Annotated in this window: 18 protein-coding genes; 8 read left to right on the top strand and 10 right to left on the bottom strand. The window is 38.8% G+C overall.

What is annotated here, in order from left to right; translation table 11 throughout:
* Positions 1-24: 24 nt before the first annotated feature.
* Positions 25-1,485, bottom strand: a complete 1,461-nt coding sequence (locus ASG14_RS19885; RefSeq protein ID WP_056872833.1) for an SDR family oxidoreductase — start codon at positions 1,483-1,485, stop codon at positions 25-27.
* A gap of 211 nt (positions 1,486-1,696) precedes the next feature.
* On the opposite strand from ASG14_RS19885, the gene ASG14_RS19890 reads away from it, so the two are divergent.
* Complete coding sequence (locus tag ASG14_RS19890; RefSeq protein ID WP_056872834.1) at positions 1,697-2,491, top strand: murein L,D-transpeptidase catalytic domain family protein; 795 nt, start codon at positions 1,697-1,699, stop codon at positions 2,489-2,491.
* Here ASG14_RS19890 and ASG14_RS19895 read toward each other — a convergent pair.
* Complete coding sequence (locus ASG14_RS19895) at positions 2,488-2,928, bottom strand: hypothetical protein (RefSeq protein WP_056872835.1); 441 nt, start codon at positions 2,926-2,928, stop codon at positions 2,488-2,490. The genes ASG14_RS19890 and ASG14_RS19895 overlap by 4 nt on opposite strands.
* A 231-nt stretch (positions 2,929-3,159) precedes the next feature.
* Here ASG14_RS19895 and topB point away from each other — a divergent pair, with 231 nt between their 5' ends.
* Positions 3,160-5,013 carry a DNA topoisomerase III gene (gene topB / locus ASG14_RS19900; RefSeq protein ID WP_056872836.1) on the top strand — a complete coding sequence of 618 codons (1,854 nt, stop codon included), beginning with the start codon at positions 3,160-3,162 and terminating at the stop codon, positions 5,011-5,013.
* Here the strand turns inward: topB and ASG14_RS19905 are convergent.
* From ASG14_RS19905 to ASG14_RS19925, 5 genes are all read right to left on the bottom strand, one after another.
* Positions 5,006-5,383 carry a response regulator gene (locus ASG14_RS19905; RefSeq protein WP_056872837.1) on the bottom strand — a complete coding sequence of 126 codons (378 nt, stop codon included), beginning with the start codon at positions 5,381-5,383 and terminating at the stop codon, positions 5,006-5,008. The genes topB and ASG14_RS19905 overlap by 8 nt on opposite strands.
* Before the next feature lie 171 nt (positions 5,384-5,554).
* The gene (locus ASG14_RS19910; protein ID WP_056872838.1) at positions 5,555-7,465 is read right to left on the bottom strand and encodes an AAA domain-containing protein; all 1,911 of its coding nucleotides are present in this window, start codon (positions 7,463-7,465) and stop codon (positions 5,555-5,557) included.
* A gap of 27 nt (positions 7,466-7,492) precedes the next feature.
* On the bottom strand, positions 7,493-7,876 hold the full coding sequence (locus tag ASG14_RS19915) for a DUF3037 domain-containing protein (RefSeq protein ID WP_056872839.1): 384 nt from the start codon (positions 7,874-7,876) through the stop codon (positions 7,493-7,495).
* On the bottom strand, positions 7,854-8,645 hold the full coding sequence (locus ASG14_RS19920) for a HipA family kinase (RefSeq protein ID WP_056872840.1): 792 nt from the start codon (positions 8,643-8,645) through the stop codon (positions 7,854-7,856). Before ASG14_RS19920 ends, ASG14_RS19915 begins: the two co-directional genes overlap by 23 nt.
* A gap of 193 nt (positions 8,646-8,838) precedes the next feature.
* A complete protein-coding gene (locus ASG14_RS19925) occupies positions 8,839-9,036 on the bottom strand; it encodes a hypothetical protein (protein WP_056872841.1) in 198 nt (65 codons plus the stop codon).
* A 141-nt stretch (positions 9,037-9,177) separates the two neighbouring features.
* Between ASG14_RS19925 and ASG14_RS19930 the strand changes: the two genes are divergently transcribed.
* Genes ASG14_RS19930 through ASG14_RS19940 form a run of 3 tightly spaced genes read left to right on the top strand, consistent with a single transcriptional unit; the run spans position 9,178 to position 10,505 of the window.
* Entirely contained in the window at positions 9,178-9,558 is a 381-nt protein-coding gene (locus tag ASG14_RS19930; RefSeq protein WP_056872842.1) for a hypothetical protein, read from the top strand.
* Positions 9,559-9,565: 7 nt separating this feature from the next.
* Positions 9,566-9,769 carry a KTSC domain-containing protein gene (locus ASG14_RS19935; RefSeq protein ID WP_056872843.1) on the top strand — a complete coding sequence of 68 codons (204 nt, stop codon included), beginning with the start codon at positions 9,566-9,568 and terminating at the stop codon, positions 9,767-9,769.
* Between the two features lies 1 nt (position 9,770).
* Entirely contained in the window at positions 9,771-10,505 is a 735-nt protein-coding gene (locus ASG14_RS19940) for a DNA-formamidopyrimidine glycosylase family protein (protein WP_056872844.1), read from the top strand.
* A 132-nt stretch (positions 10,506-10,637) separates the two neighbouring features.
* Here the strand turns inward: ASG14_RS19940 and idi are convergent, their stop codons facing one another.
* The 3 genes from idi to ASG14_RS19955 are packed head-to-tail and all read right to left on the bottom strand — an operon-like array spanning position 10,638 to position 12,930.
* A complete protein-coding gene (idi, locus tag ASG14_RS19945) occupies positions 10,638-11,156 on the bottom strand; it encodes an isopentenyl-diphosphate Delta-isomerase (RefSeq protein ID WP_056872845.1) in 519 nt (172 codons plus the stop codon).
* Positions 11,157-11,203: 47 nt separating this feature from the next.
* A complete protein-coding gene (locus ASG14_RS19950) occupies positions 11,204-12,040 on the bottom strand; it encodes a phytoene/squalene synthase family protein (RefSeq protein WP_056872846.1) in 837 nt (278 codons plus the stop codon).
* Positions 12,037-12,930, bottom strand: a complete 894-nt coding sequence (locus ASG14_RS19955; RefSeq protein ID WP_056872847.1) for a MerR family transcriptional regulator — start codon at positions 12,928-12,930, stop codon at positions 12,037-12,039. The genes ASG14_RS19950 and ASG14_RS19955 overlap by 4 nt, the downstream gene beginning before the upstream one ends.
* A gap of 254 nt (positions 12,931-13,184) precedes the next feature.
* Between ASG14_RS19955 and ASG14_RS19960 the strand changes: the two genes are divergently transcribed.
* From ASG14_RS19960 to ASG14_RS19970, 3 genes are all read left to right on the top strand, one after another.
* The gene (locus ASG14_RS19960; protein WP_056872848.1) at positions 13,185-13,925 is read left to right on the top strand and encodes a LytTR family DNA-binding domain-containing protein; all 741 of its coding nucleotides are present in this window, start codon (positions 13,185-13,187) and stop codon (positions 13,923-13,925) included.
* An 18-nt stretch (positions 13,926-13,943) separates the two neighbouring features.
* Positions 13,944-15,041, top strand: coding sequence for a sensor histidine kinase (locus tag ASG14_RS19965; RefSeq protein ID WP_056872849.1), 1,098 nt, complete (start codon positions 13,944-13,946; stop codon positions 15,039-15,041).
* Positions 15,042-15,183: 142 nt separating this feature from the next.
* A complete protein-coding gene (locus ASG14_RS19970) occupies positions 15,184-15,927 on the top strand; it encodes a LytTR family DNA-binding domain-containing protein (protein WP_056872850.1) in 744 nt (247 codons plus the stop codon).
* The last annotated feature ends 127 nt before the right edge of the window (positions 15,928-16,054 follow it).

Here is a 16,054-nt window from a genome sequence, read left to right on the forward strand (position 1 = left end):
AATTTTGTTACCAAAAATAGCAATTTAGATTTGTTTTTTTTCTGGTGGTTTGAAGGTCGTGATTTTTTTTGCCATGCCTTTGAAAAGGACGATGTGAAAAGGCCACATGGCATACCAGTACATCCTTCCCCACAGCCCTTTCGGCCTAAATGTTGCCACCTGCGAGAGGAAGGCTTTACCATGAAAATCGACAAGTTTCAATTCCAGCCAGGCTTCGCCTGGTACCTTCATTTCGGCATACAGCAATAATCTTTTGCTGTTTTTGTCGGCCAGCAGAACCCGCCAAAAATCCAGAACGTCGCCAGGTTGGATATCGATATTACTCGTTCTCCCTCTTCTTGTGCCGACACCACCGAACATCTTATCCAAAAAACCTCTAAAATGCCACAACCAATCCATGTAATACCAGCCCCGGTTACCGCCAATGCTCCAAATATTTTCAAAAACCTCTTCAGCTTTCCGCTCGAAAGGCATCCTTACTTTATATTCCAAGGTACCATTTTGTGGAACTTTGATTTGATCCATAAAGTTCGATTGCAGATAACCGCGGTTAAGGGCATCTTTCCAGCTTGAAACAATTGAATTTTGGTCGATTTTCTCGAAAGCGAGGTGCAGCGATTCAGCATATGTTAGGCATGTTCTTGGTACAACGGTCTTAATTCTATCATCTTTACAAATCACCTCGTTTTTCATGCTATCTACCAAGCTTCTTGCTAAAGAATATGGAACTGGCGTAATCATGTTAAGCCATAAAGACGAAAGTCTGGGCGTTAAAACTGGTACGGTAAAAATCCAACGCTTTAAACCACGTTCCTTAGCGTAGCCAAACATCATTTCTTTATAGGTAAGAATATCCGGTCCGCCTATGTCAAAAGTCTGATTATATGCCTTTTCGTTATGCAGAACACCAATTAGATAGGCCAAAACATCGCGAATTCCAATTGGCTGACACCTAGTGTTCACCCACTTCGGCGTAACCATAACCGGAATTTTCTCTGTCAAGTCGCGGATGATTTCGAATGATGCACTTCCTGAGCCTATAATTATCGCGGCCCTTAAAATAGTGCAACCCACTCCAGATGATTTGAGCTCCTTTTCAACGGCCAACCTGGAGCCAAGATGCTTCGATAAATGTTCATCATTAGCAATTCCGGTGAGGTAAATAATCTGTTTGCAATTTGTTTTACCAATTGCCAATGAGAAATTTTCTGAAGATTTACGTTCCATCTCGTCGAATTCAGAACCGCTTGATGACATCGAGTGAACCAAATAGTAAGCCGCATCGATATCATTTGGAATTTCTGAAAGACTTTCTTGTTCTAACAAGTCTCCACTTATAATTGTGACCTGCTCACTCAAATCAGATTGCATGGCGAAGCGCCTCTTATCGCGCACCAAACAAACAATTTCATGTTTTTCTTCCAGTAAAAGCGGCAGCAATCGGGTTCCAATATACCCGTTTGCACCTGTCAGTAATATTTTCATTTCGAAGGATGTGATGGAGTAACATTTAAAGCCTTCGTTTGTTAGCGATAAATGACGATTGTTTGGACAAAACCATTCCACCAAGCTCTAACCGCAATCATTTAATCATCTCAATGTCATTTACATTTCTAAATATCACGCGTGTATCCCCATCGTTACAATAATCTGGAAATCAGAGCGTATGATAATCAGGTTATACAAAAATCTCTGAATGAATAAAAAAATAATGGGCCTTGTTGCTACCTGTTTGCTGGGTATCATCATTGTCGGAACGAGTTGGAAAGCGGTGGAGCAGCCATTTAAAAAACAAACTACTGTAAAACAAGTTACTAGTCTATCCAGGGATAGCGTTTACAACAGTTACATTACCAGTCTCTATCATGCCGTGCATCTGGATTCGGCAGGTTTAAACATCAGCGTTTTCGAAAAAGCGCTCACCGGCTTCTACAACATCAAAGCGCAGCGTTTTCTACAAATGAAATCGATATTGACAATTGCCGATTTTGACCAGGAAAGCCGTAAAAAACGACTGTATATTATCGATTTAGATAAGAAAGAATTAATATTAAATACCTGGGTTGCCCATGGCCAGAACAGCGGTGGCGATAAACCGGATTATTTTTCAAATGCGATAAATTCGAATTCGAGCAGTCTCGGTTTTTACTTAACGGGAGAAATTTATTTTGGCAAGCATGGTCGTTCGCTTAAATTGGATGGCATGGACTATGGTTTCAATGACAACGCCCGCGAGCGGTCAATCGTTGTTCATGGCGCCGATTACGTTTGCCAGGAAAGCATCAACAAACTTGGAAGATTAGGCAGAAGCCAGGGCTGCCCTGCCGTGCCTGCTAAACTTGCCAATCGAGTTATTAATACCATCGCAGACAAAACAGTTTTATTTATAAATAACTCTGCTCAACCTTACACGTCAAATTATTTGAATGAAAGCCTGGCTGCAAGCGTGGCGCTCAATGAAACCGAAGTTTTAGCTGCGAATATGGATTAGCCTTTCAAGTTTGATTTACCAATATTCCCCGGTAAAAATATCGAAATGATGGAATTAAAATGCGAGAGGAAATCCCATACCCAGCGATTTGTGTCTAATTCTTTTTCCCCGCAATCGATTATCTCAGCCCGCTCAATCCCTTTCTGCAGTAATTTTTGTATCCAGGGGAATTTCAATCGCCTTTGTAGGAGAAGACCAATGTAATCGCTGTAAACATGTGCCCAGATTTCTACCATTAAAGAACTATTAGAAATTTTTATGCCGTTTCCAAACTCATTTTTATAGTCAGCTTTAATTATTTTAACCAGCTCCATCGTTTTGGGTGCAGGCTCGCCATCAAGGTAACGCCACAATCCCTTATCGCTGTAAATACGAATGAGCCCTTTGTTAATGCAAACTCTAATCCTACATTTTTCGAAATCGTAAATTTTATCCATCCCTAACCTTGTTATAGCTTAGACAGATAAATTACCAAATTGTTAGCATTTGTTTACAAAATCGCATCATAAAATTGCCTGTAGAATAAGTTGAGTTTGCAGGTTTCGGAGAATCAAGGGTTTAGTTTAAAATGTGGAATCCTGCCCGTTTGGAAACGATTGTGAATAAAATTCTGTACCGAGCCAACATAATTTTAAGCATCTTTGAGGTTGGAATAACTTAACCAATTGATGAAGATTGTAATTGCAGAGAAGCCATCTGTTGGTCGGGAGCTTGCAAAGGTTTTCGGCGCAACAACTAGAAAAGACGGATACATTGAAGGCAAAGGATATTCATTTACCTGGGCATTTGGCCATCTTCTACAATTAGCCCCGCCCCAGGATTATGGCTTTATTGGCTGGCGTAAGCAACATTTGCCAATGCTGCCAGCAAAGTTTAAGCTAGCCGTTAGAAAAATAAAAACAAAAGACGGCTTTGCAGAAGATCCGGCGGTTAGGAAACAACTCGATACCATAAAAAGACTTTTTGACGAAGCGACGGAAATTATCGTTGCAACAGATGCCGGACGTGAGGGCGAACTAATTTTCAGGTATATTTACTATTATCTGAAGTGTAAAAAACCTTTTAAAAGACTGTGGATTTCATCACAAACTGATGAGGCCATAAAGGACGGTTTTAGAAATTTAAAACCAGGAACGGATTATGACTCACTATTTAATTCGGCACATTGCCGCTCCGAGTCTGACTGGCTTGTGGGCATGAATGCAACCCAGGCGCTAAGCATTTCTGCAGGAAACCGTACGGTGCTGTCGCTTGGCCGGGTGCAAACACCAACATTGGCAATGATTTGTGCCCGTTTCCTGGAAATAAAAAATTTCGTACCACAAACGTATTTTCAAATCAGTATTCTACTTAGCAAAGATGAACAAGTATTTAAGGCCATCTCTGTAGCTAATTTCAAAAATAAAGAAGAAGTTGAGGCAATTTTCAGACTTGTAGAAGATGTGCCATCTGGTTTTGCAAACGGAGGCAATATAACGGCCGTTGAAGCTAAACCCCGAAAAGAACCGCCACCACTATTGCATGATTTAAGTTCTTTACAACAGGAGGCAAATAAAAAGAAAGGCTTTACTGCCGACCAAACATTGAATATTCTCCAGAATCTTTACGAAAGTAAATTAGTTTCTTACCCGCGTACGGGCAGCCGCTACATCGGTGATGATGTATTTGCGGGAGTTCCGGCTTTGATTGAGAAGTTTACAAATCATCCGGATTTTGGAAAGCAAGCTCAATTTCTTCAAACTGTAAGCTTAAATAAGCGCAGCGTAAATGCAAAAAAAGTAACCGACCACCATGCGTTGCTGCCCACCGGTGAACAAGCTTATGGCCTTAGCGGCGATAAACAAGCAGTTTACGACATGGTGGTTGGAAGAATGATTGAGGCTTTTCATCAGGAATGTTTAAAAGAATTAACTAAAATTACCATTTTGTCTGCTACCTCATTTGTTGCAAATGGTACGGTAATCCGCTCTGCCGGCTGGCGTTCTGTTTTTAATGAAACCGAAGACGATAAGAAAGATGAGGATAATGCCGCCTTGCCAAAGGTTTCAGTTGGCGAGCAGCTGCCCATTATCGAAAAAGCTTTGCTCGAAAAACAAACTAAGCCAAAGGCGATGTATAACGAGGCTTCCTTGCTAAAAGCACTAGAAACGTCGGGTAAAGAGATTGAAGATGAGGAATTGCGTTACGCAATGAAAGATAGCGGCTTGGGAACGCCTGCAACCCGTGCATCGATAATTGAAACATTAATTACGAGAGAATATATAACCAGAGAGAAACGAAACCTTGTTCCTACCAATAAAGGCCTCGCCGTTTATGAAGTGGTTAAAGACAAACAAATTGCTCAGGCTGAACTTACCGGGCAGTGGGAAAAACGTTTGGAAGAGATTAGAACCGGGGCATCTGTTAAAGATTTCAAAGCTGAAATTACGGAGTATACGAAAACTATAACGAATGAACTACTTATTGCAGGTGCTTCAATATCATCAAAACTGGAAGAAAGAAAGCCGGAAAAAGTTAGCTAAAATGCTTGTCGATTATCTCTTTGGCACAAACACTCATTTGCTCATCTTTCTGGATAAAACCGATTGCGCCTGCATCCAGATAAGATTCTTCCAGAGTTGCTCTGTCGTTGCCGCTGAACATGACCACTTTTAAATCCGGATATTTTGATTTGATGTCGATGACCGTTTGTGGAGTACTATCGCCATTTGGCATATTTATATCGAGTAACAGTAAATCGAAATGCTGCTGACTTAACTCAAAATAAGTATCATTTAAATTGGAAGTCTGTTTTAAAGAAGCGTTGGCAAGATGTTTTGTGAAAAATCCCCGCATTACTAATTGCATCAATTCGCTATCGTCAGCAATTAAAATTTTAAGGTTCTTTTTCATTAAGTGATTGCGTCGCGTTGTTCAATGTATGCAGCCATCGCAATTTGCAAAAATCACTATAGCCTACCGAACCCGGACTTGGCAAAATTTATAATGAATGAAATTTAGAGATGACAGTCCAAATGTAACAATTTTAATTCACTAAAGGTTTAGGTTTTTGCTTGTGGTGCGTCAAATTTCTAAAAATTCCCATGCGCTATGGTAGGCGTTTAGGTTTTCACAGTACTTCATAAAATCATTATAAAACACTGACCTAGAAAGCGTTGAGCCATCACCAATTACCACAAGTTTTTTTCTGGCCCTGGTCATCGCCACATTCATTCTCCTTACATCCGACAGAAACCCGATTATACCTTCTGTGTTACTTCTGGTTAAACTGATATAAACCACATCACGCTCCTGGCCCTGGAAGCTGTCGATCGTATTAATGGAAATTTTATTCGAATGCGCCATCAAAACCGGATTCGACAAAATCATTTCTTTGAGTAGATGTACCTGTTGTTTGTATGGCGAAATGACAGCGACTGAAGGAAAATCAACTGGCTGCAGCCCCTTAATTTGTTCGGTTAAGCCCGCTAGATGCTGTAGCAGAAAGGCCGCTTCATCAGGATTTGTAGTGCTGCTGCCGTCGGCTTTCTCATCGAAACCACAACCCGAGGTGTCGATAAACATTAGTGGCTCATCATTATCGAACAAAATTCTGTTAGCAACCAACGCATTAGCGGTTAGTTTGTTCTGATAAAATATTTCAGATGAATAACCCATAATTTTGCTATTCATTCTATACTGCTCATTTAACAAAACCACGCTTTCCGGATGCAATGAAACCAACTTTTCAAGCAAGGTTTTGTTAAGACCTCTTTTGGCAGCTTCGTTTGATTTAATGGTTGGAGACAATTGAAAGTGATCGCCGGCAAAAATTACTTTTTCAGCCTTTAATATTGGAATCCAGCACGCCGGTTCAAGCGCTTGACCAGCTTCATCTATAATTACAGTTTTGTATTTTAAATTTTTAACGGTATAATGATTAGAACCAACAAGCGTAGCTGTGATAATTTGGGCATTGTTGAACAGGTTATCTATAATGTATTTCTCTGAATTTTCTATTTCGCGTCCAATTTTATGCGCTTCATTAAACAATGCCTTTCGCTGTTCTCTTTCGGCTTTTCCAAAACTTCGTTTGTATTTATGAGCCATATTTTTGTACTCATTCGCCTGCTTCTTTAATGCTTTAATGGCTTTCATTTCCGGATGTTCGGCCATCTTATAATCAAGCGTTGCATGAATTAAGTTTTCAGATACACTTGCGGGATTGCCCACGCGGATTACATTTAGCCCTTGTTCTGATAACTTTTCCGTAAGTAAATCCACAGCAGTGTTACTTGGCGCAACAACCAGTATTTTCTCATTTTCCTGTTTGGTTAAGGCTTTAATAGCCTGTACCAAGGTTGTTGTTTTCCCGGTGCCCGGAGGGCCGTGTACAATGGCTAAATCTCTTGCGGATAGTATTTTGTTTACAGCTTCCTCTTGTGATAAGTTTAAACTAGCAGCCTTGTAACGTTGCCGATCCTCATCAAATAGCGGCTTTTCATTAGTTGTTAAGACGCTTATCAACCGGGTTTTAGCGTTATCATCTGCCAGTAAAGTTGCTTGTTTGAGGGCATTTTGCATCTCATCGTAACTGTTGTTATCAAAAAGCAAATCTACGCCAAGTTTACCATCCCGCGTCCAATCCGGAAGCTCATCAAGCCGTAAATTGATTTTCATTTTATCCCGATTGAGGTGGGTTATTGTTCCACCTACTCTAGCTGATTTGGCATCATGATTGGAAAAGAGTTCAACGGCAGAGCCGAATCGAAATTGCTGTGATAAATCCTGATGGGTTGTCCGGTCCACTTCGATGGTAAGGTAATCGCCCAAACCCATTTCGGTATTGCGGATGGCTACCGGATACCAGGTTAAACCCAAAGTTCGCCTTTCGGCAGCAGCTGTATTCTCGGTCGATTTAAGATATAACTGATGATCAGCCTTTCTCTCTATCTCGAGGAGTTCCAGAAGTGATTTAAAATAATCTGTAGGCAATGATGAGGATTTAGATATTAAAAATAGTTACAACACCAATTGTTGGTGGAGTTTTAGAAGGGTTTCTTCAGCATCAACACAAAGTCCGGGGTGAACCTTAGAACATTGTACAATGGTACTTCGGGTTGCAGTTAGCCAACGAAAACGGGATGCGTTGTCATAGCTACCAATGGTGCCTGAACCGCTTGCCCCTAAACTAATCCGCTCAAAAGCCAGTAAATTTTCTTCAATCTCGGCGATATCCAAACCCGGCGAAAACGCAGAAATCCTGTCTACATCAAGAAAGAAAATACTTTTAAGAAATTTCTGTTTAGCACAATACAATACAATTCCGACATTAATAAATTCTTCGCGTTCTACCCTAGGCATAACACGAATTACAGCATACTCAAATAAGTGTTTCTCTTGCATGCTGTGCCTCTTTTAAGAATATGTCTGAATGCGCCAATCTGATTTCCAAAAACTTTGTATATGCCTGCCGATGTTCTTCTTTTGTTGCAAAAACATTTTCTCCTTCCAGCCAAACATCAGGTATTAGCGACACTATCGATTGAATGTGTTCGGGCTTTAGCAGCGACCTGAACTCTCGATCAACTTCTTCTAAATCGGCCGCCCAGGGTAATAATACGTGATCTTTAATTAAGGCAAATGGACGCCTGGCTTGCTCTTCCCAGTTTTGCCATGAATGATGGAAATATAATGATGCACCATGATCTATAAGCCATAACTCTTTGTGCCACACTAACATATTGGTATTGCGGCATGTTCTATCCATATTGGTTAGAAAACAATCTAACCAGACAATCTGAGATGCTAATTTTGAATCGATTTTTGTAACTGTCGCATCGAAAGTTATGGCACCAGACAGATAATGCAGCGCCAAATTTAGGCCCACACTTGCCTTTAACAAATCCTGTATTTCTTCATCTGGCTCAGTTCTTCCAAATGCTTCATCCAAATCTGCAAAAACTAGTTCAGGCACTTTTAAGCCCAAAATCCGGGCAACTTCGCCTCCAATTAATTCAGCGATCAACGCACGGGCACCCTGCCCCGCCCCGCGAAACTTCAATACATACAGAAATCCGTCGTCGGCTTCCGCAATGGCAGGCATTGAGCCACCTTCTCTTAAGGGCGTAACGTAGCGGGTTACGTTAACTGTTCTAAGCTGAATATTGTTCATAAATTATAAGTGCAAACTTAAGAGAATTACAGCATATAATTTACTGCGAACAGATGAGGAATGTTCTGGAGTGTCAACACGTGGTGATAAACCCAATAAAAAACGGAATATCAGCGAGTTGGTCGAAAATAACAAGGCGACATATTTCGAGTTCAAACAACATCAAAAATAAATCGCCAGGTTAACAGGAGATTTAAAAAGATTCGTAGTTATGCAAAAAATTCATGCCTGCAGGCGTAATTGATGAAGACCATTGAACGGCCTCCCGGTCTATTTTAATGTAACCTAAATTTTCAAGTTCTTCGTATTGTTCGTCCATTCCACCAAGAATCGAAGAACTAACTTGCTGTTCAATAACCTCAAGTAAAGATTTTATTTCTGCTCGTTCCATTATATTTTGATTTTTTATTAAACAAGCACTGAAGAAAAAAGTTTCGAAACGCTAACGGCTCCCAATTTATATGCTTCAGCAACAACCTCAAAAAACCTTTAGCCGGTTTATCGGTTTTAAATATATCCATCAATAAATTTAATGAACACACCTATATATTATTTATTTATCTTGGCACTACCTGTAGCATGCGTTGCCTGGACTGTTACCAAAGAGGAGATTTTTCGTGAAGCACGGGAATTTTGTATTGGCCGATCGAAAAATTGCGATAAGCTTATTAAGCGAAAGTTTTTCTACGTGTTTACCTGCGAATATTGTTTTAGTCATTACGTAACAATTCTTCTTTTAATTGCAACAAAATACACGTTGGTTTATCCGGATTGGCGAGGATATATCATTGCTGGCTTTTCGATAGTTTGGATTGCAAACATCTACATGAGCCTTTATAATCTAATCAGAATTGATTTAAAGAAAGAAAAAATCAGGGCACAAAAAGAGGAATCAGAGTTAAAAAATAATTGATTTTGTTATGCCATCTACAGTTATAAAAAACTTTAGCTATGATGAAAAATCGAAATCATTAACAATAATTTTCGTTACAGGATTGGTTTACAGCTACAAAAAGGTTCCAAAAAAGGTGTTTGAAATGCTGAAGGCAGCTGGTTCGAAAGGAAGGTATTTTAACTATAACATTAAAGAGCAGTATCGATTCGAAAAAATAGAAGAAATCTAACATGCCAGAAGGTCCATCAATAGTAATTTTAAGGGAACACATCGAAACACTTCATTTGAAAGGTCAGGAAATTTTGGAAGTTTCCGGTAATGTAAAAACCATAGATAAAGATTTGCTTCTCCACAAAAAGGTTAAAGACTTTAAATCCTGGGGAAAACATTTCCTAATTATTTTCGACAAATTTACAATCCGAATCCATCTGCTGATGTTTGGCACCTACCTTTTTGACGACGAAAAATCCACTCCTCTAAAACTGGGTTTAACGTTTAAAAATCATCAGGTTAATTTTTATACCTGCGACATCAGGCTAATTGCCGGCGACATTAAAAAGACATATGATTTCTCGGCAGATATTATGGCCAGTGAATGGAAACCCGCAAAGGCAATAAAAAAACTCAAAGAACTTCCTGACGAGCTTATTTGCGATGAATTACTAAACCAAACAATATTTTCCGGAGTCGGTAATATTATCAAGAACGAGGTGCTATATCGTTCAAAAATTCATCCTCTGAGTGAGATTAAAAATATCCCGCTGGCAAAGCTAAAATTACTGGTAAAACAAGTAAGTGTTTATGGCTACGAGTTTTTGGAACAAAAGAAAGCGGGAACTTTAAAGAAACATTGGCTCGTGTATTCAAAAAAAGAATGCCCGTTGGGTCATCCGATACAAAAATCACTAATGGGTAAATCTCAAAGGCAAACCCATTATTGCGATGGTTGTCAGAAACGATATTGATTGGGCCGTTAATCAGTAAAAAGTAAAGAAATTTTTAAAAAATTTGGTTTTTGAATAAGTAGATCTATATTTGCTCTTGAGAGCGTTAATTTAGATGCGGGTATACGACGAAAGTTGTATGCCCGTTTTTTTTTAGTCCACTTTCACGACCTCAATAACGCGTTCTAAACATATCTTAAGCCATGGAGTGTACTTATCAGGGTTGCGCTGCACATCTTCCAAAAGGAAATCGAGGTCTACATATTTGTAAGATTCCACTTCCTCGGTATTGATCACCGGACTGTCATCTGAAATTCCAAAGAAAACATGATCTAATTCGTGTTCGATTAAACCATCGTTGAATGTCGCTTTATAAGTAAAGTTAAATCCGTAACTTAAAGCACATTCCATGCCCATCTCTTCGCTGAGGCGTCGCATTGCTGCAGCTTCGTTTAATTCTCCAGGACGCGGGTGACTGCAGCAAGTGTTCGTCCACAACCCCGCAGAATGGTATTTGTGGGCTGCCCGTTGCTGCAAAAGCAGTTCTCTTTTTGAGTTAAAAATAAAAACCGAAAACGCCCGATGTAGCAAGCCTTTCTCATGAGCTTCCATCTTCTCCATCTGCCCTATGGCCGTATCGCTCCTATCCACAAGAATAACTTGTTCAATCATTGTTTACGAAAAGTCTTTAAGGATGAATAAATGCAAAGGTAAAATAATTATATGGCGTTAAGTTTATGTCTTATCATCGAATCGAACATTAAGGCAATTTTTCTATGGTTTGATATTCTTATTCTTTCCGTCATAATCCTGTCAGCTGTTAAACCCTTAATTTTCGTAAATAGCTTTCTGTAATAGATATAGGATAAGTAAACGCCATTTCGAGATGAGTACGGCAACATTTTAATGCCCAAAAGCGCTTGCTCAAATTCCTGTTCAATGTCTGCTTCTATTTCCTTTTTTTGCCTGTCGCAAAATGCTGCCAAATTTACGTTAGGAAAATAGCTTCTGTTAAGCGATTGACTGTCGGCTTTCAAATCCCGCAAAAAATTTACCTTTTGAAACGCTGAACCTAACTTCATTGCAAATGGTTTTAGTCTTTCATACTCTGCCTCATCGCCATTTGTAAACACGTTTAAACACATTAAGCCCACAACCTCTGCCGAGCCAAGGATGTAGGTATCATACAACTCGGGAGTATACGCTTTTTCAACCAAATCCATCTCCATACTGTTCAAAAACAGTTCGATGAGCCGATGATCAATCTGAAACTCATTAACTACCCGTTGAAAGGAATTTAGTACCGGATTTAAACTAATTCCAAGTTGAATTGCTTCGTAGGTATCTTCTTTAAATTTTCTGAGCAAATATTCTTTGTCAAAATCATGAAAACTATCTACAATTTCATCGGCCAGGCGCACAAAACCGTAAATGGAATAGATTGGCTGCCTCAATTTTTTACTAAGAAAGTATATTCCAAACGAGAAGCTTGTACTATACCTTTTCGTTGTTATTTTGCTGCATTCTGCAGACAATTTGTCGAATATATCTTTCATACAATAGGTTGATTTTCTATTAATTTTTCAAACGCATCAAGCGAATTAACTTGGGAAACGGTATCTCCCAGCGTGAGCTGCCTGATTAAATAATCGTTGCCGGCTAAATATATTTCAGCTGGTGAACAAGTTTCTCTCAGGTTATCTAAATATTTTTGAGCCTGCGCCTTAGGCTTGCTCCTGGTTACGAAAAGTAAAATCTTATTAATGCTATTTTCCTGTAAAACTATCTTAACCGACTTTAACGGGACTTTAGATCCTAAATAAAAAACACCTTTTCCCGCTGCTTTCAACAAATAATTTGCAAACAGCAAACCAATTTCGTGGTCCTCATCTTCTGGTAAAAACAGTAGCCACGTTTCTGTTGCGGATTCACTTAAAGGCAGCCTGTCAATTGCAGCATAAATTTTTTTCTTAATGATGTTGGTTAGAAAATGTTCCTGCGCCGGGCAAATATCGTCTTTTCGCCACATCAGCCCTAACCTTACTAAAATTGGGTAAATGATTTCACGATAGGCATCTAAAATTCCAAACTTTGATATACAGTTTGTGAGCAGTTTGTCGAATCCAATTTCATTGTAGGCTAAACCCAGCTTTAACAATTGGCTAACGTAGTATTCAAACCTGGCCTGTTCTGGAGCGAGGCTCAGCTGCTCATTCAGCAAGCGTTCCATATCATTATTTGCAAGACTGCAAATTTTTGAAATTTTTAGTCCGCTCTGGTTCAAACTCGCAATATTAAGTAACTTCCTCAACTGGAAATCATCGTAAAGGCGGGTATTTCCCAACGTCCGCATTGGTTTTAATGCATTATACCTGCGTTCCCAAATCCGGATTGTGTGAGATTGAATTCCTGAAAGCTGCTCAAGGTCTGCTATAGAATAAAGCATTTTTGTTTAAATATATCAATTAAAACTTAAACAAAACAAAGTCGATTAAGTTTTTAAACAAGCCAGGAATCAGTTCTTAGATTAATGCAGGCCAATATTTGTAGTAAAATAACTTTGCGGTAACAAAAGAGAATAAATTCTATCTAAAAGCTACTGTTTCCGTTACGAAAGACAACTAAAACGTTACAAGGAGATTTTTTTTTATAAATTAGAACTGTTAACCTAATTTGCACCCGTTTTAGCCGCTACCAAATATGATATTGAAGTGTATAGTTATTGATGATGAAATCCATGCACTTAATGGCATCAAATCCTATATCGGTACGCTTAAAAATCTCCATTTGGTAAACGTATTTACAGATCCGTTGCAGGCACTAACGGAAATCGTTTCCGGACCAGATGTCGACATCATTTTTATGGATGTAGACATGCCGATGATTTCCGGTATTGAATTATCCAAAGCAGTTCGCCATAAAACAGCGAAGCTTGTTTTCACCACATCGCACAGCAAATACGCTTACGAAGCATTTGAAATGCATGCAAATGCTTATTTGTTAAAACCATATACCTTCGCAAGGTTTGCCGAAACAATTAACCGCCTTTTTCCTCAACTGCCCAGCCAGATTCATTCTGCCGTAAAACGTGAGGAAGATTTTTTCTTCATTAGAAACAAAAACGACAATAATAACCTGATAAAGGTTCGTTATGAAGCAATTCTGGCGGTAGAAAGTTTGCAAAACTATGTTAGGATTTACACAATGAACGAAGTTATCGTATCGTACATTGGCCTCTCAGAAATTAAGGAAATTCTCAAAGACTTTCCAAATTTTATCCAGGCTCATCGTTCTTTCCTGATTTCGAAAAATCACATAGAAAAAGTTGATGGCAACACTGTAAAAATGCAGAACCAGCTAACAGTAAACTTAGGCAGTAATTATCGTGATGTGGTTTTAGCTTTCATCAAGGGAAAGACAATTAAAACCGGACGCTCTTAACTGCTTTTTATTCCATCTATGATTTCCGAACAACGACTGAACTCTCCACCAACCCATCAATTTCTCAACTGGCTAAAGCTATACAAATACCATATTTTAGGTTGGGCGGTGTTTCTATTTTACGAAATTATCATTGTAGGTCTTTACACCGGAACATTTGCCTCTATCGGTACTTACGTATTCCATTACCTGATAAACATTACGATATTTTATGTACATGCATTGCTGGTATTAAAACGTGGACTTGCTTCTCCAAAACACGTTTTCTGGAAGATGCCGCTCTTTATGCTTCTTGAAATTGCTACCTATTTGCTCGTGCTGTACCTTGCCTATGCAGTTTTAAATAAAAACTTCCACATTATCAGGGCGTTACAACCAAAGTTTGATAAGGCGTTCTTTTTAGGTGGAATTTTCAGAGCCGTCTACTTCATCATATTCGGCACAGGTTATTATTTTTTAATCACTTTCATCAGCGAACGCAAAAAGACAGAGATACTGGAGCAACAGCGACTGAAGAATCTTATTCAGCTGGAAAAATCTGAAAATGCCTTTTTGCGAGCGCAGATACAGCCACATTTACTTTTTAATACCCTCGATTTTATTTATCAAAATGCCAAAGAAAATTCGCCATTAGCAGCTGAAACGATTGTTGCGCTTTCCGGGATGATGCGGTATGCAGCCGATAGTAGCCATCGCGAAGATTTTATAACGCTTGGAGATGAAATTGAGCAGGTAGAAAATCTCATTAATCTGCACCAGCTGCGAAGCAATCATAATTTGCAAATCCAGCTGTCTTATGAAAATGAAATAAATGCTGCGAAAATAATTCCCATGATTTTGATAACGCTTGTGGAAAACATATTTAAACATGGAGCGTTGGGCGATATGACCAGACATGCAAATATTACGATCTACAAAGACGGAAACCATCTGGTAATCGAGACGATAAATGCTACAAAAAATAAAGGTTTTAAAGATAAGCGCCCCGGAACCGGACTTGAAAATATTAGAAAGAGATTGGCTTACACCTACGGAGAAGATTATACAATGGAACACTATTTTAATGATAATGAACACTTTAATGTAAAAATAACCATAAATATTGGAAAAGTTTAGAAAGAAAATCCTTAAATTAGCCTTAACTTATTGTCTGCATACACAAATTGACTAAAGTCTGTTTAGATAGCGCCCGATGTTGATAAATTGATCCTTTATTTTGAAAAAAATTTAAATTAAAATCTCAAATCCGATAATAACCATGCCGATTAATTGTATTGCAATAGATGACGATTTCAATTCTCTCGAGAACCTGAATTCTTATTTAAAGAATTTGCCAGATTTGCAAATGGTAAAAAGTTTTACTGACCCAATAAAGGCACTTACTGATATTTCCGTTGAGGATAAAGTCGACATTATATTTATGGATATCGAAATGCCAACCCTTTCGGGCATAGAACTTGCATCCTTATTAAGACAAAAAACCAAACACTTAATATTTACTACTGCTCATCCAAGATATGCTTTGGATGCCTTTAATGTTGCGGCAGATGCTTACCTGCTGAAACCATACACGATGCTCCACTTTGCCGAAACGATTAATAACCTATACCCTAACGAGAAATCAGTTACAGGTGTAGTTGAAGACGATTTCTTTCTTATTCCCCTTAAAGATGGGCCAGAAGATTTAATTAAGATTGAGTTTGATGATTTAGTTGCTTTGGAGCAAATTAATGAGATGATTTATTTCAGAACGCTCACCCGCAACTACATGAGTTTCAAATTAAACTTTGATAAGCTTCTTGGCTTATTGCGAAACCACCCTGCTTTTATTCAAGTAAATTCGAATGCAATAATCTCCAAACTACACATAAAAAGCTTTTTAGGCGATCAGATTGTTTTGGCTGGAGGTGTTTCAATTCCGCTGGCCAATAAATTTAAGGAATCATTTGTTGAGTACGTAAAGCAAAATATCTTTGAATCAAAGTTGCTGAATGATAATTAAAACAAAAGGCCGGTGATTTTACACTGCCCCCAAAAAGTTAGACACTTATTGGGGGCATTTTTATGAACAAGAAGTATGATGCGGCTTTTAAAGTCGAAGTTGTTAAAGAACATTTAGAGGGCGATTC

Source organism: Pedobacter sp. Leaf194 (assembly GCF_001423945.1).
GTDB lineage: Bacteria > Bacteroidota > Bacteroidia > Sphingobacteriales > Sphingobacteriaceae > Pedobacter.